Here is a 19,308-nt window from a genome sequence, read left to right as displayed (position 1 = left end):
CCGGAGTCAAAAGCTTAGTAGAGCCCGCCTGTTCCCTGCTCCACACCGGGGGCTTGGCCTTGCGTGGCGGTGGTGGCGGGCTGATCGCCACCGATCACCATGGTCGGCGCGGCGCCCGGCTCACCCGGCGCGGTGCCAGCCTTGAAGGCTTCCTGGATAGAGCCCGGCGTGCCCGCGGGCACGAGATTGCCGGTCAAGCGGTCCACCGGAATAAGCTCGATGCCCGGCGGCACGCGGAAGGGCGTGGCGGGTTTGGTTTCCAGCGCGCCCTTCATGAAGTCGCGGAAGATCGGAGCCGCCACCGTGGCGCCCTGCTCGCGCTGCCCCAGCGTGCGCGGATTGTCAAAGCCGACATACACACCTGCCGCCAGATCAGGGGAGAAGCCGATGAACCAGACATCGCGGCTATCGTTCGAGGTACCGGTCTTGCCCGCGATCGGCTTGCCGATGACCGAAACACTCGCGCCCGTGCCGTATTGCACCACGCCTTGCAGCATGGAGACGATCTGATAGGCCGTGCGCGGGTCCATGATCTGCTCGCGCTTGTCTTCCAGAAGCGGCTCGGCCTGATTGTTCCAGTCGGGGCTGTTGCAGCCCTCGCATTTGCGATCGTCGTGACGCCAGATGGTCTTGCCGTCGCGATCCTGAATCTGATCGACCAGCGAGGGCGTGATCTTCTTGCCGCCATTGACGAACTCGGCAAAGCCGGTGGTCATGCGAAGAAGCGTCGTGCCGGTGGACCCCAGCGCATTGGCGAGTAAGGGATCGAGCTTGTTATAGACCCCGAAGCGCTCGGCGATGGGCGTGATCTTGTCCATGCCGACGGCTTGCGCGAGACGCACGGTCATCAGGTTTTTGGAGAGCACAATACCGCGGCGCAGCGTGGCCAGGCCGATGAAGTGCTTCTCGAAGTTTTCCGGACACCACATTGGCATGCCCGGCCCCTGCTGCATGCAGAAGGGCGCATCCAGCACTTTGGCGACGGGGGTGAAGCCGTTGTCGAGCGCGGCGGCATAGACGAAGGGCTTGAAGGTCGACCCCGGCTGACGCAGCGCCTGCATGGCGCGGTCATATTGGCTGGATTCATACGAGAAGCCGCCCGAGAGCGCGAGCACGCGCCCCGTATGCGGATCGAGCGCGACAATACCGCCATTCACCTCCGGCACTTGGCGCAGGCCAAAATTGCCATGGCTATCGACCGGCTCGACATAGATCACATCACCGATCTTGAGCGCATCTTGCGGTTTGGCCGGTGACGCGCCGACTTCGGCGTTCTTCAGCTCTGGGCGCGCCCAAGCCAGCTCCTTGAACGGGATGGAGGCTTCCTGTCCACTCACAAGCCCGATGCGGACGGATTTATCGGCGCGATAGCCGAGCACCACCGCGGTGTCCCAGGTCTCGATACCCGAATGATTGCCGAGGCCTTTGAGCGCTGTCTTCCAATCGCCGGAGACATCGAGAGTCTTGGTCGCGCCGCGCCAGCCATGGCGGCGGTCATAGCGCACCAAGCCCATACGTAGCGCGTTCACAGCGTAGTTCTGCAACCGCGTGTCGAGCGAGGCGCGCACTTGCAGGCCGTTGTCGTAAAGCTGGTTGCCGCCATAGCGGGTGTAAAGCTGGCGGCGGACTTCTTCGACGAAGTAGTTGGCGTCTTGCGTCTGGCTGCCGAGCGGGCGATTGCTCGCATTGAGCGGCTCCGCCTTGGCGGCTTCGGCCTGCTCATGGGTGATATAGCCATTCTCTTCCATCTGGCCGATCACCCAGTTGCGGCGGTCGCGGGCCGCTTCAGGGTGAAAGCGCGGATCGTAATGGCTGGGGGCCTTCGGCAAAGCGGCAAGGAAGGCGGCTTCGGAGATGGTGAGATCACCTAAAGACTTGCCGAAATAATTCAGCGCCGCAGCGCCGACACCATAGGAGTTCTGGCCGAGATTGATCTGGTTCAGATAGAGCTCGAGGATCTTGTCCTTCGAGTAGGTCGACTCCAGCCGCATGGCGAGGAAGATTTCGCGAAACTTACGCGCCATCTTCACATCGGCATTGAGCTTGAAGGTACGCGCCACCTGCTGGGTGATGGTGGAGGCGCCATGCGGGCGCTGACCGACCATGACCTTGCCGATGTCCTTGATCGCGGCGCGCAGCATGCCCGACGGATCAATACCCGGATGGCTGTAGAAATTGCGGTCTTCCGCCGAGGTGAAGGCGTTGATCACCAGCTTCGGCACAAAGGCGATAGGCACGAACACGCGCCGCTCGCGGGCATATTCGCCCAAAAGCGTGCCGTCACCGGCATAGACGCGGGTCGTCACCGGCGGGGTGTAATTCTGCAAATCCTTGACGCTGGGAAGATCGCGCGTGACCCACCAGATCCAGCCCATGACGCTGAGCACGATGACGCCGATAAAGACGCCCGCACCAAGCGCGGCATAGATCGCGAGCTTATGCAGCCAGGGCTTCTTAAAACCTTTACCGCCGCCACCGCCATTACCGCCCCGGCCACCTTTTTTTGGCGGCGGAGGAGCTTCGTCATAAGCGCTGAAATCGAACTCTTCGCCCTCGCCGCCCTCAGCATGGCGCGCGCCAAAACCATCCGGCGGCGGCAGATCCCACGGCTCTTCCGGCCGCGCCGTGGCCCGTCCAGGCTGGCGCGGCTGTTGGCTTGATCGGCGCTGGGGAAATTCGTCTTGCGTGTCGCTCATGGGAAGCTTTGCGAACTCTACTCGTCTGCGGCGAAGCGTTAGGGCGTGGGCGAACTGGCCCCCGCTTCCAACGGCGGTGCAAATTGGCGGTCCACCGCAGCGGCGATGGCCCGGGCAACTCTAGCGCGCCAAGACTCCAATTGCATCTGGGCGGCATCATGGCTGTTCGACAAATATCCGAGCTCAATCAGCACCGAGGGCATATCGGGGGATTTCAGCACCACGAAAGCAGCGGAGCGATGCGGTTGACGCGGCAAAATGTCGGTGACAGCGCCCAATTCCGCCAGCGCGCCCTCGGCGAAATGTGAAGATTTGTTCATGGTGTCGCGCTGGGCGAGATCGATCAGGATCGGCGCCACGGCGGAGTTATCGCCCGAGAGATCGACGCCATTGATCGCGTCGGCGGCGTTTTCCTTTTGTGCCAACGCGGCCGCTTCCCTATCCGAGCCTTTTTCCGAAAGGGTGTAGACCGACAGGCCCGAGACATTGGGGTCGGGGTTGGAGTCGGCATGGATCGAGATGAAGAGATCGGCCTTATAGGCCCGCCCGATGCGCGCGCGCTGAGTGAGCGGCACGATCACATCGCTGTCGCGTGTGGTGTAGACGGTATAGCCACGGGTCAGAAGCGTGGCGCGCAGCTTCATCGCCACGGCGAGAACGACATCCTTTTCCATGGTGCCATCATGACCGATGGTGCCGGAATCCGGTCCGCCATGACCGGCATCGATGATGATCGCTTTCTTGATGCGGGTTTGCGGTACGGGCGGCGATTTGGGTAGCGCCGCCATCTGCACCGCCTGTTCGCGTGCTTTCAAATCCGCGGGCCAGCCCGCATTGGCATCGAATTTCGCCTGTGTCACCGGGAAAAGATCGAACACCACGCGATAGCCGCTGCCATTCTGGGGCGGCAGGACCATCGGCTCGGCCACATTGACGGGGCCGTTCAGGTCAATCACGAAACGCGCATTGCCAGGGCGGAAGGTGCCATACCTATAAGAGCGCACCGCCCCATTGCCGGTCGGCTTAGGCGGCCCCTCCAAATGCCAGCGCACCGAGGGCATATCGATCACCACCCGGTTGGGATTATTGAGGGTGAAGGTCCGCATCGGGATGGGTTCGGAGAGTTCCACCACAAAGCGTGTGCGGTCCTGATGCTCACCGATGCGCGCGCCCATCACCACGGCTTCGCGGGCCGCGGGTGGTTTCGCGGAATCGGGGGCGGGCGCCTGAGCCCGCTCGCGCAGCACCTTATTGATGACGTCGTCCACCGTCTGGGGGGTATCCTGGCCACGGGCGGCGCTTAAGGTGAACAGCGCCAGCCCCGCCCCGGCCGTCAGGACCAGGCCGATGGTGGACAACAGGATAATTTTCCTCACGCCCCCCATGCCTGCGCCTTTGGTCTTTGCTCGCGAAAGCTGGATGTAAACCATTTACGCTTCGTTAGCACATCAGGAATTTGATACGGGGGGGCGGGACGAGACTTGCCGGAGCCCGGCAGGTTACCTACAACTGCTTCATGCTGCGTCGGTGCCGCGCTCTTCAGAGTGTGGCGGGGCTGTCCGAGGAGGACGCCAATCGGATTGGCCTTAACGGCCAAGGAGCAGCGAGAGAGCTGAGCGGCTGACGCCGCCTCGCGAGTACATGTGAACAGATGAACGACTTGGACCGTACCCTTAACGAAAAGACCGTGGCACTGCCGCGGCGGGGTGCGCGCAGGTCGCAAACACTTACCCAAACATGGTGGCCCATGCCGGTAGCCGACGCCCTGCTGCGTCCGGCCGTCCCTAGCGCGCCGCCCGGAGAATTCTATGCCCAAACGGATGTTGATCGATTCCAGCCACCCGGAGGAGACACGCGTTGTCGTCCTGGACGGACAGCAGGTTGAAGAATTCGATTTCGAAGCGGCCTCCAAGCGGCCCCTCAAAGGCAATATCTACCTCGCCAAAGTCACCCGCGTAGAGCCCTCGTTGCAGGCTGCCTTCGTGGAATATGGCGGAAATCGCCAGGGTTTCCTTGCCTTCTCGGAAATCCACCCCGACTACTATCAGATCCCGGTCGCCGACCGCCTCGCCCTGCTCGCCGATCAGGAAGCCGAAGCGCGCGAGCGCCAGGAAGACGATATCGAATCCTTCGAGATCAAGGCGAAGCCGGCCGGTAGCGAAGACGCCTCCTCCGACGACGACGACGAAGAAGAGGAAGAAGACGAGGAAGAAACCGCCGAGAGCGAAAACGGCGAAGAGCTCGACAACGAGCCGCCCGCCGAACGCGCGGTGGTGGAAATCGTCGAAGAGTCCGAACACGATTCCAGCGAGCCTTCCGAAGACGCCCCGGCTGAGGCTGCGGCCAGCGAGGGCGCGGACGAGGACGCCCCCGCCAGCGAAACCGCCGAAGCTGCGGCAAGCGAAAACGGCGAAGACGCCGCCGAGGCCGTGGAAGCCGAAATCGTGCCGGAAGGCGAAGAGAAGACCCCGCGCGCCGAAGCTTTGGACGCCAAGCGCCCGAGCCAGCGCTGGATGCGCCGCCGTCACTACAAGATCCAAGAAGTCATCAAGCGCCGCCAGATCATCCTGGTGCAGGTGGTGAAGGAAGAGCGCGGCAACAAAGGCGCCGCCCTGACCACCTATCTGTCGCTGGCCGGCCGTTATTGCGTGCTGATGCCCAATACTCCGCGCGGTGGCGGCATCTCTCGCAAGATCACCAATGCCAATGACCGCAAGCGCTTGAAGGCGGCCGCGCAGGCCCTCGATCTGCCGGAAGGCATGGGCCTGATCATCCGCACCGCGGGTGAAAACCGCACCAAGCTCGAGATCAAGCGCGACTACGAATATCTGCTCCGCCTTTGGGACACGATCCGTGAGATCACGCTGCAGTCCAACGCCCCTTCCTGCGTCTATGAGGAAGGCGATCTCATCAAGCGGGCCATCCGCGACCTTTACAACAAGGACGTGACCGAGGTCGTGGTCGAAGGCGAGGAAGGCTACCGCAACGCCAAAGACTTCATGCGCATGCTGATGCCCAGCCATGCCAAGAATGTGAAGCCTTATCGCGAGCCGGTTCCTCTCTTCCAGCGCCATCACATCGAAGCCCAGCTCGATGCGATGTTCTCCACCACCGTGACGCTGAAATCGGGCGGTTATATCGTCATCAATCAGACCGAAGCTCTCGTCGCCATCGACGTGAACTCGGGCCGCGCCACGCGCGAACATAATATCGAAGACACCGCGACCAAGACCAACCTGGAAGCTGCCGACGAAATCGGCCGCCAGCTCCGTCTGCGCGACCTTGCGGGTCTGATCGTCATCGACTTCATCGATATGGAAGACAACCGCAACGATCGCGCGGTCGAAAAGCGTCTCCATAATGCGGTGAAGAATGACCGCGCACGCATTCAGATCGGCAAGATCAGCCAGTTCGGCCTTTTGGAAATGTCCCGCCAGCGCCTGCGCGCCGGTGTGATCGCGGGTTCGACCGTCCCCTGCCCCCATTGCGGCGGCCAAGGCATCGTGCGTTCGGTGGAATCCACCGCTTTGCGCGTGCTGCGCGGCCTGGAAGAAGAGGCCCAGAAGCAGCGCTGCGAGGGCATGGTTGTCCATGTCGCCCAGGATGTCGGCTTCTATACCCTGAACCAGAAGCGCGCAGAGCTGGCGCGTCTGGAAACCGAATACGATGTGGTGATCAATTTCGAGCCGCGTGAAGGCTTGAAAGCTGGCGATTTCGAAATCGATCGCTTTGGCCAGCGCGATCCCTCCACCGCCCGTCCGCGGCTTGCCGATATGGCCCCGCCGCCCGAGCCCGAACCGGAAGAGTTTGTGGAAGAAGCCGAGATGGAAGCCGCTGTCGAAGCGGGCAGCGATCCGGCGGAATTCGAACAGAGCGAGAGCCGCGAAGGGCGCGATAGCGAAGGCCGTGATGGCGATGGCGAGAATGGCCGTCGTCGTCGTCGTCGCCGCCGCCGTGGCGGGCGTGGCCGCGACCGCGATGATCGCGAGCCGCGCAGCGCAGAAAATGGCCAGAATACGCAGCCGCAGGCCGCCCAGAGCGAAAGCGAAGGCGACGACGGCGATGAGGATGGCGAGGATCAACCCGCGCTCGAAGGCCAGGAAGCTGGCGGTGCGCCGCAGGCTGAAGGCGAAAATGGTGAGGGAGGACGGCGCCGTCGCCGCCGCCGCCGCCGTGGCCGCCGTGGTGGCCGTGATCGCGATTTCAACGATGAGACGCGCGCCGAAGCTGGCGAAGGCGAAGCTCAGGATGCCGACGCAGCCATTTCTGGCGACGCCGTTGCGCCCGAGATTCCGGCCGCAGCCGTTGCAGCGCCCGCCCCTGCCAAGTCTTTCTTTGAAGACCGTTTCGGCAATGTCGATGAGATCGACACCACGCCCCGCGACGAGCCGGTGCGCCCCGCCATCGAAGCGGCGCCGAATGCCGCCTCCAAGCCGGTCTGGTCGCTGATGCATGAAGAGGTCGACACCACACCGGTGGAGCCCGTTACGCCTGCCTCTGAACCTGTGAAGCCAGAGCCTGTTAAAGCTGAGCCTGTTAAAGCTGAGCCTGCTCAAACTGAGCCGGTGAAGGCCGACACGGCGGAGCAAGACTCGTCTAATCAGAGTGAGTCTGTTTCGCAGAAGCCAGAAGCTGCGCCCGCGCAAGAATCCGCGCCCCAATCCAATGAACCGCCGCAGCCGCCCAAAAAAGGCTGGTGGCAGCGGACTTTTCGGGCGGAATAGTATCCACTCCGAATAATACGCATTCCAAATAAATGATTGCACAAACCCGGCTTTCACGCCGGGTTTGTCGCATCTACTGACGATCTTTCTTGCGAGGGGCGCCGAAGGGGCATAGTTTTGTACGATAAATTTGGTCCAAACGACCGAAAACTGCGCGCGGATTAAGGGATCGGGGCCCCTGTGAACCAGCTCGTACCTGTCGAAGAAGCCAACAGCCTCATCGCGCAGGGCTTGGCCTTGCATATCGCTGGTGAAGAAGCGGCCTTGCGACGGCTGCAGCGCGGCAATTGGATCGGCGGCACCATCCCCTATTTTCTCACCCATGAAGGCGGCGTCGTCGAACGCGATCGCGTCTTTGTTACGGTTCTGCCGCGCGAGATCACCGATGTGAGCACAAGGCTGATCGATATCGGCCATATCCCCGCCATCGCCACCGAAGCCCCCTCCAACGGCTTCACCCTTGTGATCGTGCCGGGGCTGAGCGACATCCACACCACCTATGGGCTGACCGCCTCCAGCATTCCGGGCATCTTTGAAACCGCGGTGGCGGGCTGGGTCTCCGGCGTGCATCTCGACGAGATCGGCAAGGTCACGCCCAAAGTGTTCGAGGGCCCGACTGGGGTCGTCAGCGACAGTGCGATCGTCACCCTGCGCGCCAGCCTGCCACCATCCAGAGTGGCGGTAATCGGCACCATCAATGTCTTCGAGCCGGGCTTTGGCGATGAGATCGTCTTCCAGGAATCGAGCTTCTCGGCCGGGCGCTGCATGATCAATGGCACGCCGGAAGACTTCTACGATTATGCCATGCGTAAGAAACTCGATCTCACTCTGCCGCTGATCAGCGAAAAGGCGGGTATGGTGATCAACACCGCCTTCCACGCGCTCAACCATGAAACCCGCAAGGCGCTCTTCTATGCCCCGGTGATGAAGGGGCGGGTCTATCACCAAGCGCAGCCCATGCCCGACTACCGCCTCGCCCTGATCGCGGCAGCGAAAAAGCTTTCGCTCGCGCCCGCCTTCTCCTGCAACTGCGTTCTCAACTATGTCCATGGCAAGCTGGAGGGCGACCAGTTCATCCCCATGCCGGGACCGGCGACCTTCGGCGAAATCGCCCATGTGCTGGCGAACCAGACGCTGGTCTACCTCACCATCCGCGATAAATGATTCGGCTTTGAAGCCAAAAATGACAGCGGCCAAGCCCGCGTCTCACGCCTGTTGCGGGGAGCGCAAATCTGCGACCTAACGGCGCAAGCAAATCAAAGACTTAGTAAAGTAATTGGTTTTTCCATAACGGAAACCACAAATTTATCAGGGGATTGCGCCACCCTGCCCCGCAAAACCGGAGCACTTCTCTCCTAACTCGGGTATTCGCGCTTAGAAACGATCTAATTGTAATTCTATCTCCGGGGTTATTCCCTGCGCTTCCAAGAATTGGACAAATGAGAGGAAGCCCTATGCGTTCTGTGTTTGCTGCTCTGGCCAGCGTTTCCGTCACCGCTCTGATGCTGGCGAGCGCGCCCGCCTCCGCCACTGAAGCCGGGACTTGGGAAGTACGTTTGCGCGCCGTGACGGTGCAGCCGGATGTCGGCTCGAACGTGAATATCGGCGGCAAGCTCAGCATCACCGACAGCGTCATCCCCGAGGCCGATATCTCCTATTACTTCACCAAGCATTGGGCCGTGGAAGTAATCGCCGGGACCACCAAACACAGCATCTATCACAACGCCGCTGGCAAGCTCGCCACCGTCTACCTGCTGCCGCCGACGGTGACGGTGCAGTATCACTTCGACAAGATCGGCTTCTTCGAACCCTATGTCGGCGCCGGCCCCAACATGACGATCTTCTATGATCGCTCGAACGGCCCGCTCGGCAAGCTGCGCACGACCGACAATTGGGGCTTCGCGCTGCAATTCGGCACCGATGTTCCGCTCACGGAAGATGGCCGCTATGTCTGGAATTTCGACGTCAAGAAGCTGTGGCTCTCCACCAATGCCTCGTTCTCGGGCGCGCCGGTGACGGCGAAAGTGGACATCAATCCCTGGCTGATCGGCACAGGCGTCGGCATCAAGTTCTAATATCCGGAGCCAACGATCCGGTACCGAGCCCGGTGCGCCCCTCCGCACCGGGCTCTTTTTATGCCTTGCGCGATAGCGGTGCGGTGCCCGGCGCCCAAAAGAAGATGAAGAGGGTTACAGCGAATACCGCCCCGACCATCAGCCAGGCTTCGTTGAATGCCAGCGTCGCCGCGGCCCGCTCCACCATAGGCTGGATGAGGGATTTGGTCAGCTCATCAATGGGGCCGAGTGGCTCGCCATGAAACCGGCTGAGCGGCAAGCCAACAAATTCCGCCGTGGCGCGATCGCCCGCTTGCAGCGCGGTCACGATGTGCTGGACGTGAACGGGTGTGCGCTGCTGCAACACCGTATCCACCAAGGCGATGCCGACCGCCCCGCCCATATTGCGCAAGAGATTGAACAAGGCGCTGGCGTCGGAAAGCTCGGCCTCCTCCCAATTGTCCAGGGCATAGCGTGTCGCCGGCAAAATGCACAGCATCACCGCCGCACCACGCAGCACCTGCGGCCAGAAAAGACCATCGAAATCGGTCTCTGGCGTCATGAAGCCATTGGCGAGAAAGCCCGCCCCGAAGAGCGCGAAGCCTAACAGCGCAATCCATTTGGCAGAGACGCGCAGTTCGAGCACCGCCGCCGCCGGGGTGGTAATAAGCTGCGCCAGCCCCGCCACAATCACGATCTTGCCGATCTCCAAAGGATCGTGATGGCGCACATAGCCGAGAAACACCGGCAAGAGATAGGTGGCGCCGTAAAGACCGAGGCCGGTGACAAAGCTGAGGATCGCCCCGGTAGCAAAGGCGCGGTCGGAAAATTTTCGCAAGTGCAAGAAAGGCTGGTGGTGGCGCAAACACTGCCGGATGGTGGCGATAAGCGTGAGAAGGCAAATCGCCTCCAACGCCCAAATCTCCGCACCGGACCAGGATTGCTTGGGCGCATCCTTGAGCAGAAGCATCAGGGCGACGAGAAAAGACGAGGTAAAAATCACCGAGAGATAATCAACCCTGGTCAATTCACTGAGGCCGCTGCGGGGCGAGCGCAACAGAAAAGCCACCACCGCACAGACCAAAAGCCCCGGCGGAATATTGATCAGAAAGATCGCGTGCCAGTTATACGCCTCGGTGAGGTAGCCGCCCAAGGCTGGCCCAAGCGACGGCGCGATCATGGCGAAGCTGCCCGCCACGATGGTCGCAGCGGGCTGCGCCTTACGCGGAAAAATCGAGAAGACCGAGGTGAACACCGCCGGGATCAAAGCGCCGCCGGAAAAGCCTTGCAGCGCGCGAAAGAAGATCAAGGTAGCAAAGCCACCGCTCAGCGCGCAGCCAAGGCTGGCGATCACAAAGAGCAAGGTCGAGGCTGTGAAAAGCCAGCGCAAGCCGATGGCGCGCGTCAGAACGCCGGTGAGCGGGATGGCGATGATCTCTGGGATGAGATACGCGGTCTGCACCCAGCTCAGATCGTTTTCACGAAGGTTGAGGGCGGCGCCCAATTGCGGCAGCGAGGTCGCGACTACCTGAATATCCAGGATGGCCATGAACATCCCCACACACATGGCGATAAAGCCGATCCAGCTTTTCACCGTATCGCTCATCGGCGTGCTGCCAGGGCTGCATCTTCCACGCGAATGCGCCACGTCAATATCGCCGCATTCAACAGCGAGAAGACGATGGCAACCTTCACCTCGCCGAAGACCAGTGGAAGCGTGAGAATTTCACCAATCACCACGGCGTAATTGGGATGGCGGATGTAGCGATAAGGGCCCTTTCGCACCAAAGGCGCCCCAGGCAGAGAGATGATGCGGGTGGTGAAATAAGGCCCCAAGGTGAAAAGCACCCAGACCCGGCAAAGCTGCAACCCTAAAAACGCAGCCAATGGCACCGCGGAGATTGCGACCGGCAACGGCAGAAAAATCAGGATCGAGACCAGCCAGGCCGCATGCAGCAGCACTATGAGCGGGTAATGGCTTGCCCCCACCTCTGTGGCACCACGCGCGCGCAGCCGCGCGGTGTTGCGCTGCGCCCAGACGAGTTCCAACAGCCGTTGCAGCGCGACCGCAGCGATGATAGCGATAGCAATCGTCATGATGGCCCCCCGAGAAGCTGGAATGCCGCGGTGAAGCCCGGCCCCATCGCGCTCAAGAGGATACGCCCGTCCGGTTTGCGCCAGTTCATGCGGGCCAGAACAAAGAGCGCGGTGACCGCCGACATGTTGCCGTATGCGCTGAGAACCGCGCGACTATCGCTCAGGGTCTCGATCTCGAAAGCATGCTCCAGCGCATCAAGCACCTTGGCGCCGCCGGGATGGCTTGCGTAAAGCGCGATATCGCGACGCGAGAGCTGGTGATCGGCGAGAAACGTATCGGTAATGGCGCGCATATCCCGTTCGATCAAAGCAGGAATGCTGGTGGAGAAGATCGCCTTGAGGCCTTGATCTTCGACCTCCCACCCCATCACATCGAGAGAATGGGGCCAGGTATGCTCGCCACTGGGGCCAAGTACGGGGCCTTGAGCCTCTGTTGAGAGCAACGCGCCCGCCGCGCCATCCCCGAACAGGGCCGTCGCCACGATATTGCTCTTGGACAAATCTTCTTTTCGAAAATTCAGGGTGCAGAGTTCGACGACGAGAAAAAGCACGTTGCTGCCCGGCATCGCCTTTGCGATATCGGCGGCGCGCGACAACCCGATCACACCGCCCGCACATCCGAGACCGAAAATAGGCAGCCGCTTCACGTCTCTGCGCAAGCTGAGCTGTTCGATGAGCAGCGCATCAAGACTTGGGGTGGCGATACCGCTGGTCGATACCGTGACGATGGCATCTATGTCGCGCGGCTGAAGCCCGGCAGAGGCAAGAAGCTTTGACGACACCTCTTCCAGCAACGCCACCGCGCTGCGCACAAACATGGCGTTGCGGTCTTGCCAGCCATGGCTCTTGGCGAACCAGTCGAAGGAAACAGCGCAATAGCGACGGTCGATCCCGGCGTTCTCGAACACGGGTAAAAGGCGGCGGATGTTTTCGTGACTGCCCAGGAGCGCTTCAACGCTGCCAGCAACATCGCGCTGCTCAAGCACAAAAGGCGGCACGGCGGTTGCCAGTGCGGATAGGCGAACTTGCATACAATCCTCGGGTGGGAGGGCTCGCCTCCATGACGCATCTGTCAAAAGCTACGGTATAACGCGCGACGATGCGTTTTAATTCCACCCAATAAACTTATGCCTGAGAGTAAATTCTGGAGGGTAAATGATGCCGCGCGGGAAGCGCTGCCGCCAAGGCAACCCACTCCCGCGCGAATACCCCCTTACTTCTTGCGTGTCGGCACTGCGGCGCCGAGGCCGCTGGCGGCCGGATCAGGCAAAGCCACGCAGGTCGAGCCCGAGCAGACCAGCGCGTTCACCGTGTCGTAAGGGGCAACACCGGTGGTGCGCAGATCCTTGCGGGTGAGGATTTCATCGCCCGCAGTAATGCGCGCCAGCGCATAGGCAATCGCGGCCGTACCATTGGGACCGCCCGCACCTGCACCCGCGAGAACCGCCGGTTCATCCGTACGCGGAGCAGCGATGACAGGGGTCAGGAAGGCCGAAGCCAGCCCCGCCGCGCCGGAGGACGGTGCTTTGGCCAGAGTCACGCCGGTGCCGCGCGCCGTATGGCCCGAGCCGAACGGCCCGTTCATGGTCACCGCGCAGGCCACCGCCTGCCCCTTGTTATCCATCGCGGCAAAGCCGGTGGCGCCCAAATCTTTGGGCAGATCGGAGACTTTGTAATCCTTCAGGGCTTGCTGGGTGGCATAGACAACGGAAGCTTGCAGATCCTTGCCGCCGATATCGGTCTGCGTGGCGCGTGCAAGATGATCCACAACGGCGCCCGCGAAAGCCCCCGCGCCAGTCTTTTGCGACGGCAGATAGATATATTGCGAACCCATTTGGCTGACGCGCGGTGTCGTCACCTGCGCCTTGGCCGAGGCGAGATCGGCGGCGGTGATCGCCCCGCCCTCACTTGCCGCATAAGCGGAAATCTTCTGGCCCACCGCGCCCGCGTAAAAACCATCAGGCCCGGCTTCCCGGATCGCGGCCAAAGTGTTCGCAAGGTCGGGATTGGTCACCATCGTGCCAACCGGTATGGGCTTGCCGGATTCATCCAGGAACGCCGCCGAAAGCCCGGCATCGAGCCGGATCACATCCACCGTGGAAGCAAGCCTGTCGGCCAAGGCTTTGGAGACCGGAAAACCAGCCCGTGCATAGCCTTCGGCAGGTGAGACCACCTTCTGCCATGGCAGATTGCCGTATTGCCCCTGCATCAGCGCCATGCCGCGCACAGCGCCCGGCACTGCATAGGCCCCACCCGAAGCCGCATCGCGCGGTTGAAAATCATATTCCACGGTTTCGTTCTTGGCCGGATCATGAACGATGCAAATGCCGCCGCCGCCGAGCCCAGCCGCCACGGGATAGGTGACGGAGAGCGCAAAATACATCGCCGAGGCCGCATCCGCCGCCGAACCGCCCTGAGCCAGGGTCGCCGCCCCCACGCGCACCGCAAAAGGCTCATCGCCCACCGCCAGGCCCTGCGGCTGTGCCTTGGAGCCGAGCCCCACCGTGTCGCCCACGGAGCCGAGATCGACCGAGCAGCCGGCCAGAAGAACAAGGCCGGCAACCCCGGCTAATGCGCGCGCGTAAATCATGAACTGGCCGTAATCCTTGCTGAATCCGAATACACTTGTGGGCCGCGCGCCGTTGACGCAAACAGCGCCTATACCTACCGTCGCCCGAACCGTTTGGGGGAAGAGGAGAGTCCAAGCTTTGACGATTTGCAACCCTCTGAACGACCGGAAAAGCCGCAGACTTGTGTCGGGACGCCTTCTGTCCTTCTGCGCGGGCTTTTTCGGCGCCGCATGGGCCGTTTTTGGCCCCGCCGCGGCCCAGGGCATCAGCTTGGTACAGGATACCGAAACTGAACGCCTTATCCGCTCTTACGAGGAGCCGATCCTGAAAGTCGCAGGTATCGATCCGCAAGCGGTGAAGATGTATCTCGTGAATGACCCTTCGCTGAACGCCTTCGTGGCCGAGGGGCAAAACATTTTCGTGAACACCGGTCTCTTCATTAACCTCAAAACGCCGAACGAGATGATCGGCGTCTTCGCGCATGAAACCGGGCATATGGCGGGCGGTCACCTCACCCGCGGCTCCGAAGCCATGGCGAAAGCCGAAATCCCCATGCTGCTCTCGATGCTGCTCGGCATTGGTGCGGCGATTGCGGGTGCAGGCCAGGCGGGCATGGTGCTGATGGGCATGGGTCAGAGCGTGGCGGCGGCGCAGTTCTTCGCCTTCTCGCGCGCCCAAGAAGCCACTGCCGACCAGATGGGCCAGAAATATCTGCGTGCCATCCACCTCTCCGGCATGGGCATGGTCAATGTCTTCGAGCGCATGGCCAATGAAGAAGCCATGATGGTGAAAAACCCCGAGCAGTTCGCCACCTCGCATCCGGCGAGCCGCGACCGCGTGACGAATTTGCGCCTGATCGCGGAAGCCTCGCCCTATCGCGATGTGCCGGATTCCCCGCAAGCCGTACACGCCTATGAAATGGTGAAGGCTAAGCTGATCGGCTACACCCTGCCGGTTCAGGATGTGATGTACCGCTATCCGGTGACGAACACCTCACCGCAGGCCCGCTATGCCCGCGCCATTGTCTATATGCGCTCGCCCGACCTGCCCAAGGCCCTCTCCGAGACCAACAGCCTGATCAAAGACGAGCCGAAAAATCCGTACTTCTATGAGGTTCTCGGCCAGATCTACGTCTCGATGAGCCAGCCGATGAAAGGCGTCGTGCCCTATCAGAAGAGTGTCGACCTTTTGCCGGATGCGCCGGAGCTGCGCGTGGCGCTGGCGGCTGCGCAAATCGCGACAGGCCAGAAGGCGATGGAAGAAAAAGCCGTCGCCAATCTCAAGATCGCCGTGCAGCAGGATACCGACAATCCCTTCGCCTGGTATGAGCTGGCGCAGGCCTATAGCGATCTCGGAAACACCGCGATGGCGGACCTCTCCACCTCGGAGCGCTATTACAGCGTCGGCGACATTCGCAAAGCGGCGGTGTTTGCGCTGCGTGCGCGCCAGAAACTACAGAACGGCACGCCCGATTGGGAACGGGCCAACGACATTCTCGCCATCGCGCAATCCCAACTGCGCCGGAATTAAAGACAGGACAATATCATGCAGCAGGGTTGGAAATCGGCGGCGCTGGGCGGTGCCGTAGGCGCGGTGGCGGCGATTGCAATCATGGGCGGCGCCCTCGCCTTTCATCTGGTGCCGGTGGCCTCGGATGCGCGGCTGCGCTCGTTCCTGCTCGCCAATCCCAAGCTGATCTATGAAATGCAGGCCAAGGCGGAAGCCGATGCCGCCGCCGAGGAAGCCCTCGCCACACAAAAGGCGGTCGACAAGATCGGACAGAAGGCGCTGCTCGATCCCGCCGTCGGTTATGTCACCGGCCCGGCCAATGCCAAGAACACCTTTGTTGAGTTCTATGACTATAATTGCGGCCATTGCCGCAACACCTCGGCGGCGGTGAAGAAGTTCTACGAGGCGCATAAGCACGACACGCGCTTTTCCTTCATCGAGTTTCCAATTTTCGGCGCCCAATCGCAGATGGCCGCGCGCGCCGCGGTGGCGGCACGAAAGCAAGGCGACAAGGCGCTGGCGCTGCATTTCGCGCTGATGAGCGAAGGCAAACAGGCGGTCGATCAAGAGGTACTCTTGAAAGCGGCACGCGATGTCGGCATCGATGTGATGAAGCTTTCCGCGGATCTCACCGCGCCCGAAACCGACAAGGCCATGCTGGCAAGCGCCCGCCTCGCCCGCGAGGCCCAATTCAGCGGCACGCCGATGTTCATCATCAACGGCAAAGTCCACGCCGGTGAAATTACTGAGGACGAAATCAAGGCGCTGATGAAGTCGTAATTCGTCAAACGTCATGGCCGGGCTTGACCCGGCCATCCATACCGCCTGGATGGCCGGCTCTGAGGCCGGCCATGACGGGATGTGATCAAATCAACCCGGCGATTGGCATTATGCGTCTCAGCGGAGAGAATACCGCAGGCGAGAAAAAATTGAAAAGACAGGGGGACACAACCGCCGTACGATCGCCTACGGGGGACTCACGGCGGGCTGTTCATGTTGCGGTACTATTTGCTAATCGTTACGGCAGTCTTGCTGATCTTGCACAGCTCTGCAGAAGGAAAAGCTGCATCAATCTCCCCCCAAAAACCGCCAGCTAATAACGCAACCCAAACGTCTCCATCATCTCTAGCACCGGACCTAAAGCGGATAGCCGGAGCACTTGAAGCAGAAGCCCGCAAGCCACCATCCGACTATGAACGACGCAACGTCGAAGCCCAAGAAAGGGTAGCTGCGTGGACGCCGTGGATAGCAATTGTTGCAACGCTCGAAATGTTCATCACGGCGGCTGGTGTGATACTTGTCGGCTTCACGCTTTATCACACGAAGCGCGCAGCCGATGCGAGTCGCGATGCTGCTGATGAAGCCAAGAGAGCCTCCAACGCGGCTGAGAAATCTATCAAAGTCGCTCGTGACGTCGGTCGCGCCCAAGTCCGAGCCTACTTGGGATTTGACGTAATATCTGGGGACATCGCTCCCGGTAGACCAATTAAGTTTCACGTAAGAGCCACAAACCATGGGCAAAGCCCAGCGATCGATGTCGCCATTGCCTCCTGTGTTGTTGTGCGCCAACTCAATTGGGAATGGGAGGATGAGGAGAAAATCCCGGAAGGTCAGTTTCCACGAATTACGATCCATCCCAACGGATTTTATGACACCTTCCCAGAAGTGTTCCCCCCAGTTGTCATGACAGAGCAACTAATCTCGGCTTTGCGCGAAGAGCAATCCTGCATATTTTGTCGAGTTACCGTGTTTTCCAAAGATGTTTTCAAAGTCAATTGGAGAACTCAAGTTTGCTTCGAATTCTCTGGAGATTACTGCTTCAATTCTGGAAAAGCCCGGATAGCCCCACGAGGCAATTACATGAAAAGGATCAATAAAATCCCTGACGATAAGCGCGCCTAGATATAACGCGAATGAATCGTCCAACAACGAGACCACCGGCTGACATGTAGAGGCAGATATGGCCACCAGCGCCCGCCTCGCCCGCGAGGCCCAGTTCAGCGGCACGCCGATGTTCATCATCAACGGCAAAGTCCATGCCGGTGAGATCACCGAGGACGAGATCAAGGCGCTGATGAAGTAGGTTCCACCCTCCCCTTGAGGGAGGGTTGGAGGCTAAATCAACCCCGCAATCGGGCTCGAGGGATCGGCGTAGCGCTTTTTGGGCATGCGGCCGGCGAGATACGCAAGGCGCCCCGCTTCCACCGCATGGCGCATCGCGGCAGCCATCAGCACCGGGTCCTTGGCTTCGGCGATGGCGGTGTTCATCAGAACGCCGTCGCAGCCCAGCTCCATGGCAATCGCCGCATCCGAGGCCGTGCCGACACCGGCATCGACGATCACCGGCACCTTCGCCTCTTCAATAATCATCCGTATGCCGACAGGGTTCTGCACCCCGAGGCCCGACCCGATGGGCGCGGCCAAAGGCATGATCGCGCAGGCGCCGAGTTCCTCAAGGCGCTTGGCCATCAAAGGATCGTCGCTGCAATAGACCATCACCTGGAAACCCTCTTTGATGAGGAGTTCGGTGGCGCGCAGGGTTTCGATCATGTTGGGGTAAAGGGTCTTCTTGTCCCCCAGGACCTCCAGCTTCACCAGAGTCCAGCCGCCCGCCTCGCGCGCCAGGCGAAGGGTGCGCATGGCGTCCTCCGCCGTGAAGCAGCCCGCCGTGTTGGGCAGGTAGACGTATTCCTTGGGATCGATGAAATCGACCAGCTTCTCAGATGAATTATCCGTCAGATTCACCCGACGCACGGCCACCGTCACCATCTCGGCGCCCGAGGCTTTCAGCGCCGCGGCGTTCTGGGCATAGGTCTTGTACTTCCCTGTCCCGATAATAAGGCGCGACTTGAAGGTCCGCCCGGCAATTATCAACGGTTTATCCACAGGGCGGGCGTCATCGCCGCCGCCGATGAAATGCACGATTTCGAGGCGATCTCCCCCATTCACCGTGATTTCGTGGTATTGGGACTTGGGAACCACTTCCAAATTGCGTTCGACCGCAATTTTGGCGGGGTCGAGTCCCATATCTGTTAGCAGAGCTGCCACGCTGACCGGACCGTTCAGTTCGCGGGCTTCTCCGTTAATCGTCACTGTAACAGCCATAACGCCTGATCCTGATTGGTGTTTGCGCCGCCCCGATTGGCGATTATAAGGCGAATCCGAACTCGTAACGGAGCCATTTTCGTGGCCAAGAAGTCCAGGGCCAAGGCGATATATGTCCTCAATGGGCCCAATCTCAACCTCTTGGGGACGAGAGAGCCGGACGTATATGGCCGCACCACTTTGTCCGATATCGGCGATATGACCGCCGCGCGGGCCCAAAGCCATGGCTATGACGTGGTTTTCAGCCAGTCCAACCATGAAGGCGAGCTGGTCGAATGGATTCATGAGGCGCGGGAGGCTGCGGCCGGCATCATCATCAATGCCGGTGCCTACACGCATACGTCGATTGCCATCCACGACGCTTTAAGGGCTCTTTCCTGCCCCATCGTCGAGGTACATCTATCGAATACCTTTGCGCGTGAGGAATTTCGCCATCACTCCTATATCTCTCCCGTCGCATCGGGTGTGATCGTCGGGTTCGGTGCCAATAGTTATCTGCTTGCCGTGGACGCCGTTGCGTCCCTGATCGAAGAGGCCGCCATATGAATATGAA

15 protein-coding genes are annotated in these 19,308 nt (G+C 60.9%); 8 read left to right on the top strand and 7 right to left on the bottom strand.

What is annotated here, in order from left to right; genetic code table 11:
* Window positions 1-14 precede the first annotated feature (14 nt).
* Together FHS83_RS13635 and FHS83_RS13630 are read right to left on the bottom strand one after the other, a co-directional pair.
* Window positions 15-2,696 (bottom strand): penicillin-binding protein 1A, encoded by a 2,682-nt coding sequence (locus FHS83_RS13635; protein ID WP_167083495.1) that lies wholly within the window; start codon window positions 2,694-2,696, stop codon window positions 15-17.
* Window positions 2,697-2,734: 38 nt separating this feature from the next.
* The gene (locus tag FHS83_RS13630) at window positions 2,735-4,126 is read right to left on the bottom strand and encodes an N-acetylmuramoyl-L-alanine amidase (RefSeq protein WP_167083494.1); all 1,392 of its coding nucleotides are present in this window, start codon (window positions 4,124-4,126) and stop codon (window positions 2,735-2,737) included.
* Window positions 4,127-4,504: 378 nt separating this feature from the next.
* Here FHS83_RS13630 and FHS83_RS13625 point away from each other — a divergent pair, with 378 nt between their 5' ends.
* From FHS83_RS13625 to FHS83_RS13615, 3 genes are all read left to right on the top strand, one after another.
* The gene (locus tag FHS83_RS13625) at window positions 4,505-7,420 is read left to right on the top strand and encodes an Rne/Rng family ribonuclease (RefSeq protein ID WP_167083493.1); all 2,916 of its coding nucleotides are present in this window, start codon (window positions 4,505-4,507) and stop codon (window positions 7,418-7,420) included.
* Between the two features lie 180 nt (window positions 7,421-7,600).
* Complete coding sequence (locus FHS83_RS13620) at window positions 7,601-8,584, top strand: DUF6976 family protein (protein ID WP_167083492.1); 984 nt, start codon at window positions 7,601-7,603, stop codon at window positions 8,582-8,584.
* Window positions 8,585-8,874: 290 nt separating this feature from the next.
* Complete coding sequence (locus FHS83_RS13615; RefSeq protein ID WP_208414711.1) at window positions 8,875-9,495, top strand: OmpW/AlkL family protein; 621 nt, start codon at window positions 8,875-8,877, stop codon at window positions 9,493-9,495.
* Between the two features lie 58 nt (window positions 9,496-9,553).
* On the opposite strand, the gene FHS83_RS13610 is transcribed toward FHS83_RS13615, so the two are convergent.
* The 4 genes from FHS83_RS13610 to FHS83_RS13595 form a co-directional block, all read right to left on the bottom strand.
* Window positions 9,554-11,080: a DHA2 family efflux MFS transporter permease subunit gene (locus FHS83_RS13610; RefSeq protein WP_208414691.1), complete on the bottom strand. Its 1,527-nt coding sequence runs from the start codon at window positions 11,078-11,080 to the stop codon at window positions 9,554-9,556.
* A complete protein-coding gene (locus FHS83_RS13605; protein ID WP_167083490.1) occupies window positions 11,077-11,571 on the bottom strand; it encodes an isoprenylcysteine carboxyl methyltransferase family protein in 495 nt (164 codons plus the stop codon). Before FHS83_RS13605 ends, FHS83_RS13610 begins: the two co-directional genes overlap by 4 nt.
* Window positions 11,568-12,602, bottom strand: a complete 1,035-nt coding sequence (locus FHS83_RS13600; protein WP_167083489.1) for a type III polyketide synthase — start codon at window positions 12,600-12,602, stop codon at window positions 11,568-11,570. The genes FHS83_RS13605 and FHS83_RS13600 overlap by 4 nt, the downstream gene beginning before the upstream one ends.
* A gap of 182 nt (window positions 12,603-12,784) precedes the next feature.
* Window positions 12,785-14,161 (bottom strand): gamma-glutamyltransferase, encoded by a 1,377-nt coding sequence (locus FHS83_RS13595; RefSeq protein ID WP_167083488.1) that lies wholly within the window; start codon window positions 14,159-14,161, stop codon window positions 12,785-12,787.
* A gap of 163 nt (window positions 14,162-14,324) precedes the next feature.
* On the opposite strand from FHS83_RS13595, the gene FHS83_RS13590 reads away from it, so the two are divergent.
* The 4 genes from FHS83_RS13590 to FHS83_RS13575 all read left to right on the top strand — a co-directional run bounded on the left by FHS83_RS13590 (window position 14,325) and on the right by FHS83_RS13575 (window position 17,733).
* Window positions 14,325-15,671, top strand: a complete 1,347-nt coding sequence (locus FHS83_RS13590; RefSeq protein ID WP_167083487.1) for a M48 family metalloprotease — start codon at window positions 14,325-14,327, stop codon at window positions 15,669-15,671.
* 15 nt (window positions 15,672-15,686) lie between these two features.
* Window positions 15,687-16,430: a thioredoxin domain-containing protein gene (locus FHS83_RS13585; protein WP_167083486.1), complete on the top strand. Its 744-nt coding sequence runs from the start codon at window positions 15,687-15,689 to the stop codon at window positions 16,428-16,430.
* A 213-nt stretch (window positions 16,431-16,643) separates the two neighbouring features.
* Complete coding sequence (locus tag FHS83_RS13580) at window positions 16,644-17,552, top strand: hypothetical protein (RefSeq protein WP_167083485.1); 909 nt, start codon at window positions 16,644-16,646, stop codon at window positions 17,550-17,552.
* Between the two features lie 58 nt (window positions 17,553-17,610).
* Window positions 17,611-17,733: a DsbA family protein gene (locus FHS83_RS13575; RefSeq protein ID WP_167083484.1), complete on the top strand. Its 123-nt coding sequence runs from the start codon at window positions 17,611-17,613 to the stop codon at window positions 17,731-17,733.
* A gap of 32 nt (window positions 17,734-17,765) precedes the next feature.
* Here the strand turns inward: FHS83_RS13575 and thiS are convergent, their stop codons facing one another.
* Window positions 17,766-18,755, bottom strand: a complete 990-nt coding sequence (gene thiS / locus FHS83_RS13570; protein ID WP_167083483.1) for a sulfur carrier protein ThiS — start codon at window positions 18,753-18,755, stop codon at window positions 17,766-17,768.
* A gap of 81 nt (window positions 18,756-18,836) precedes the next feature.
* Here thiS and aroQ point away from each other — a divergent pair, with 81 nt between their 5' ends.
* Window positions 18,837-19,301 (top strand): type II 3-dehydroquinate dehydratase, encoded by a 465-nt coding sequence (gene aroQ, locus FHS83_RS13565; protein ID WP_167083482.1) that lies wholly within the window; start codon window positions 18,837-18,839, stop codon window positions 19,299-19,301.
* Window positions 19,302-19,308 lie beyond the last annotated feature (7 nt).

The organism is Rhizomicrobium palustre (genome assembly GCF_011761565.1).
Lineage (GTDB): Bacteria > Pseudomonadota > Alphaproteobacteria > Micropepsales > Micropepsaceae > Rhizomicrobium > Rhizomicrobium palustre.
Note: the sequence above shows the minus strand (reverse complement) of the source record. Positions and strands in the feature narration are given on the sequence as shown.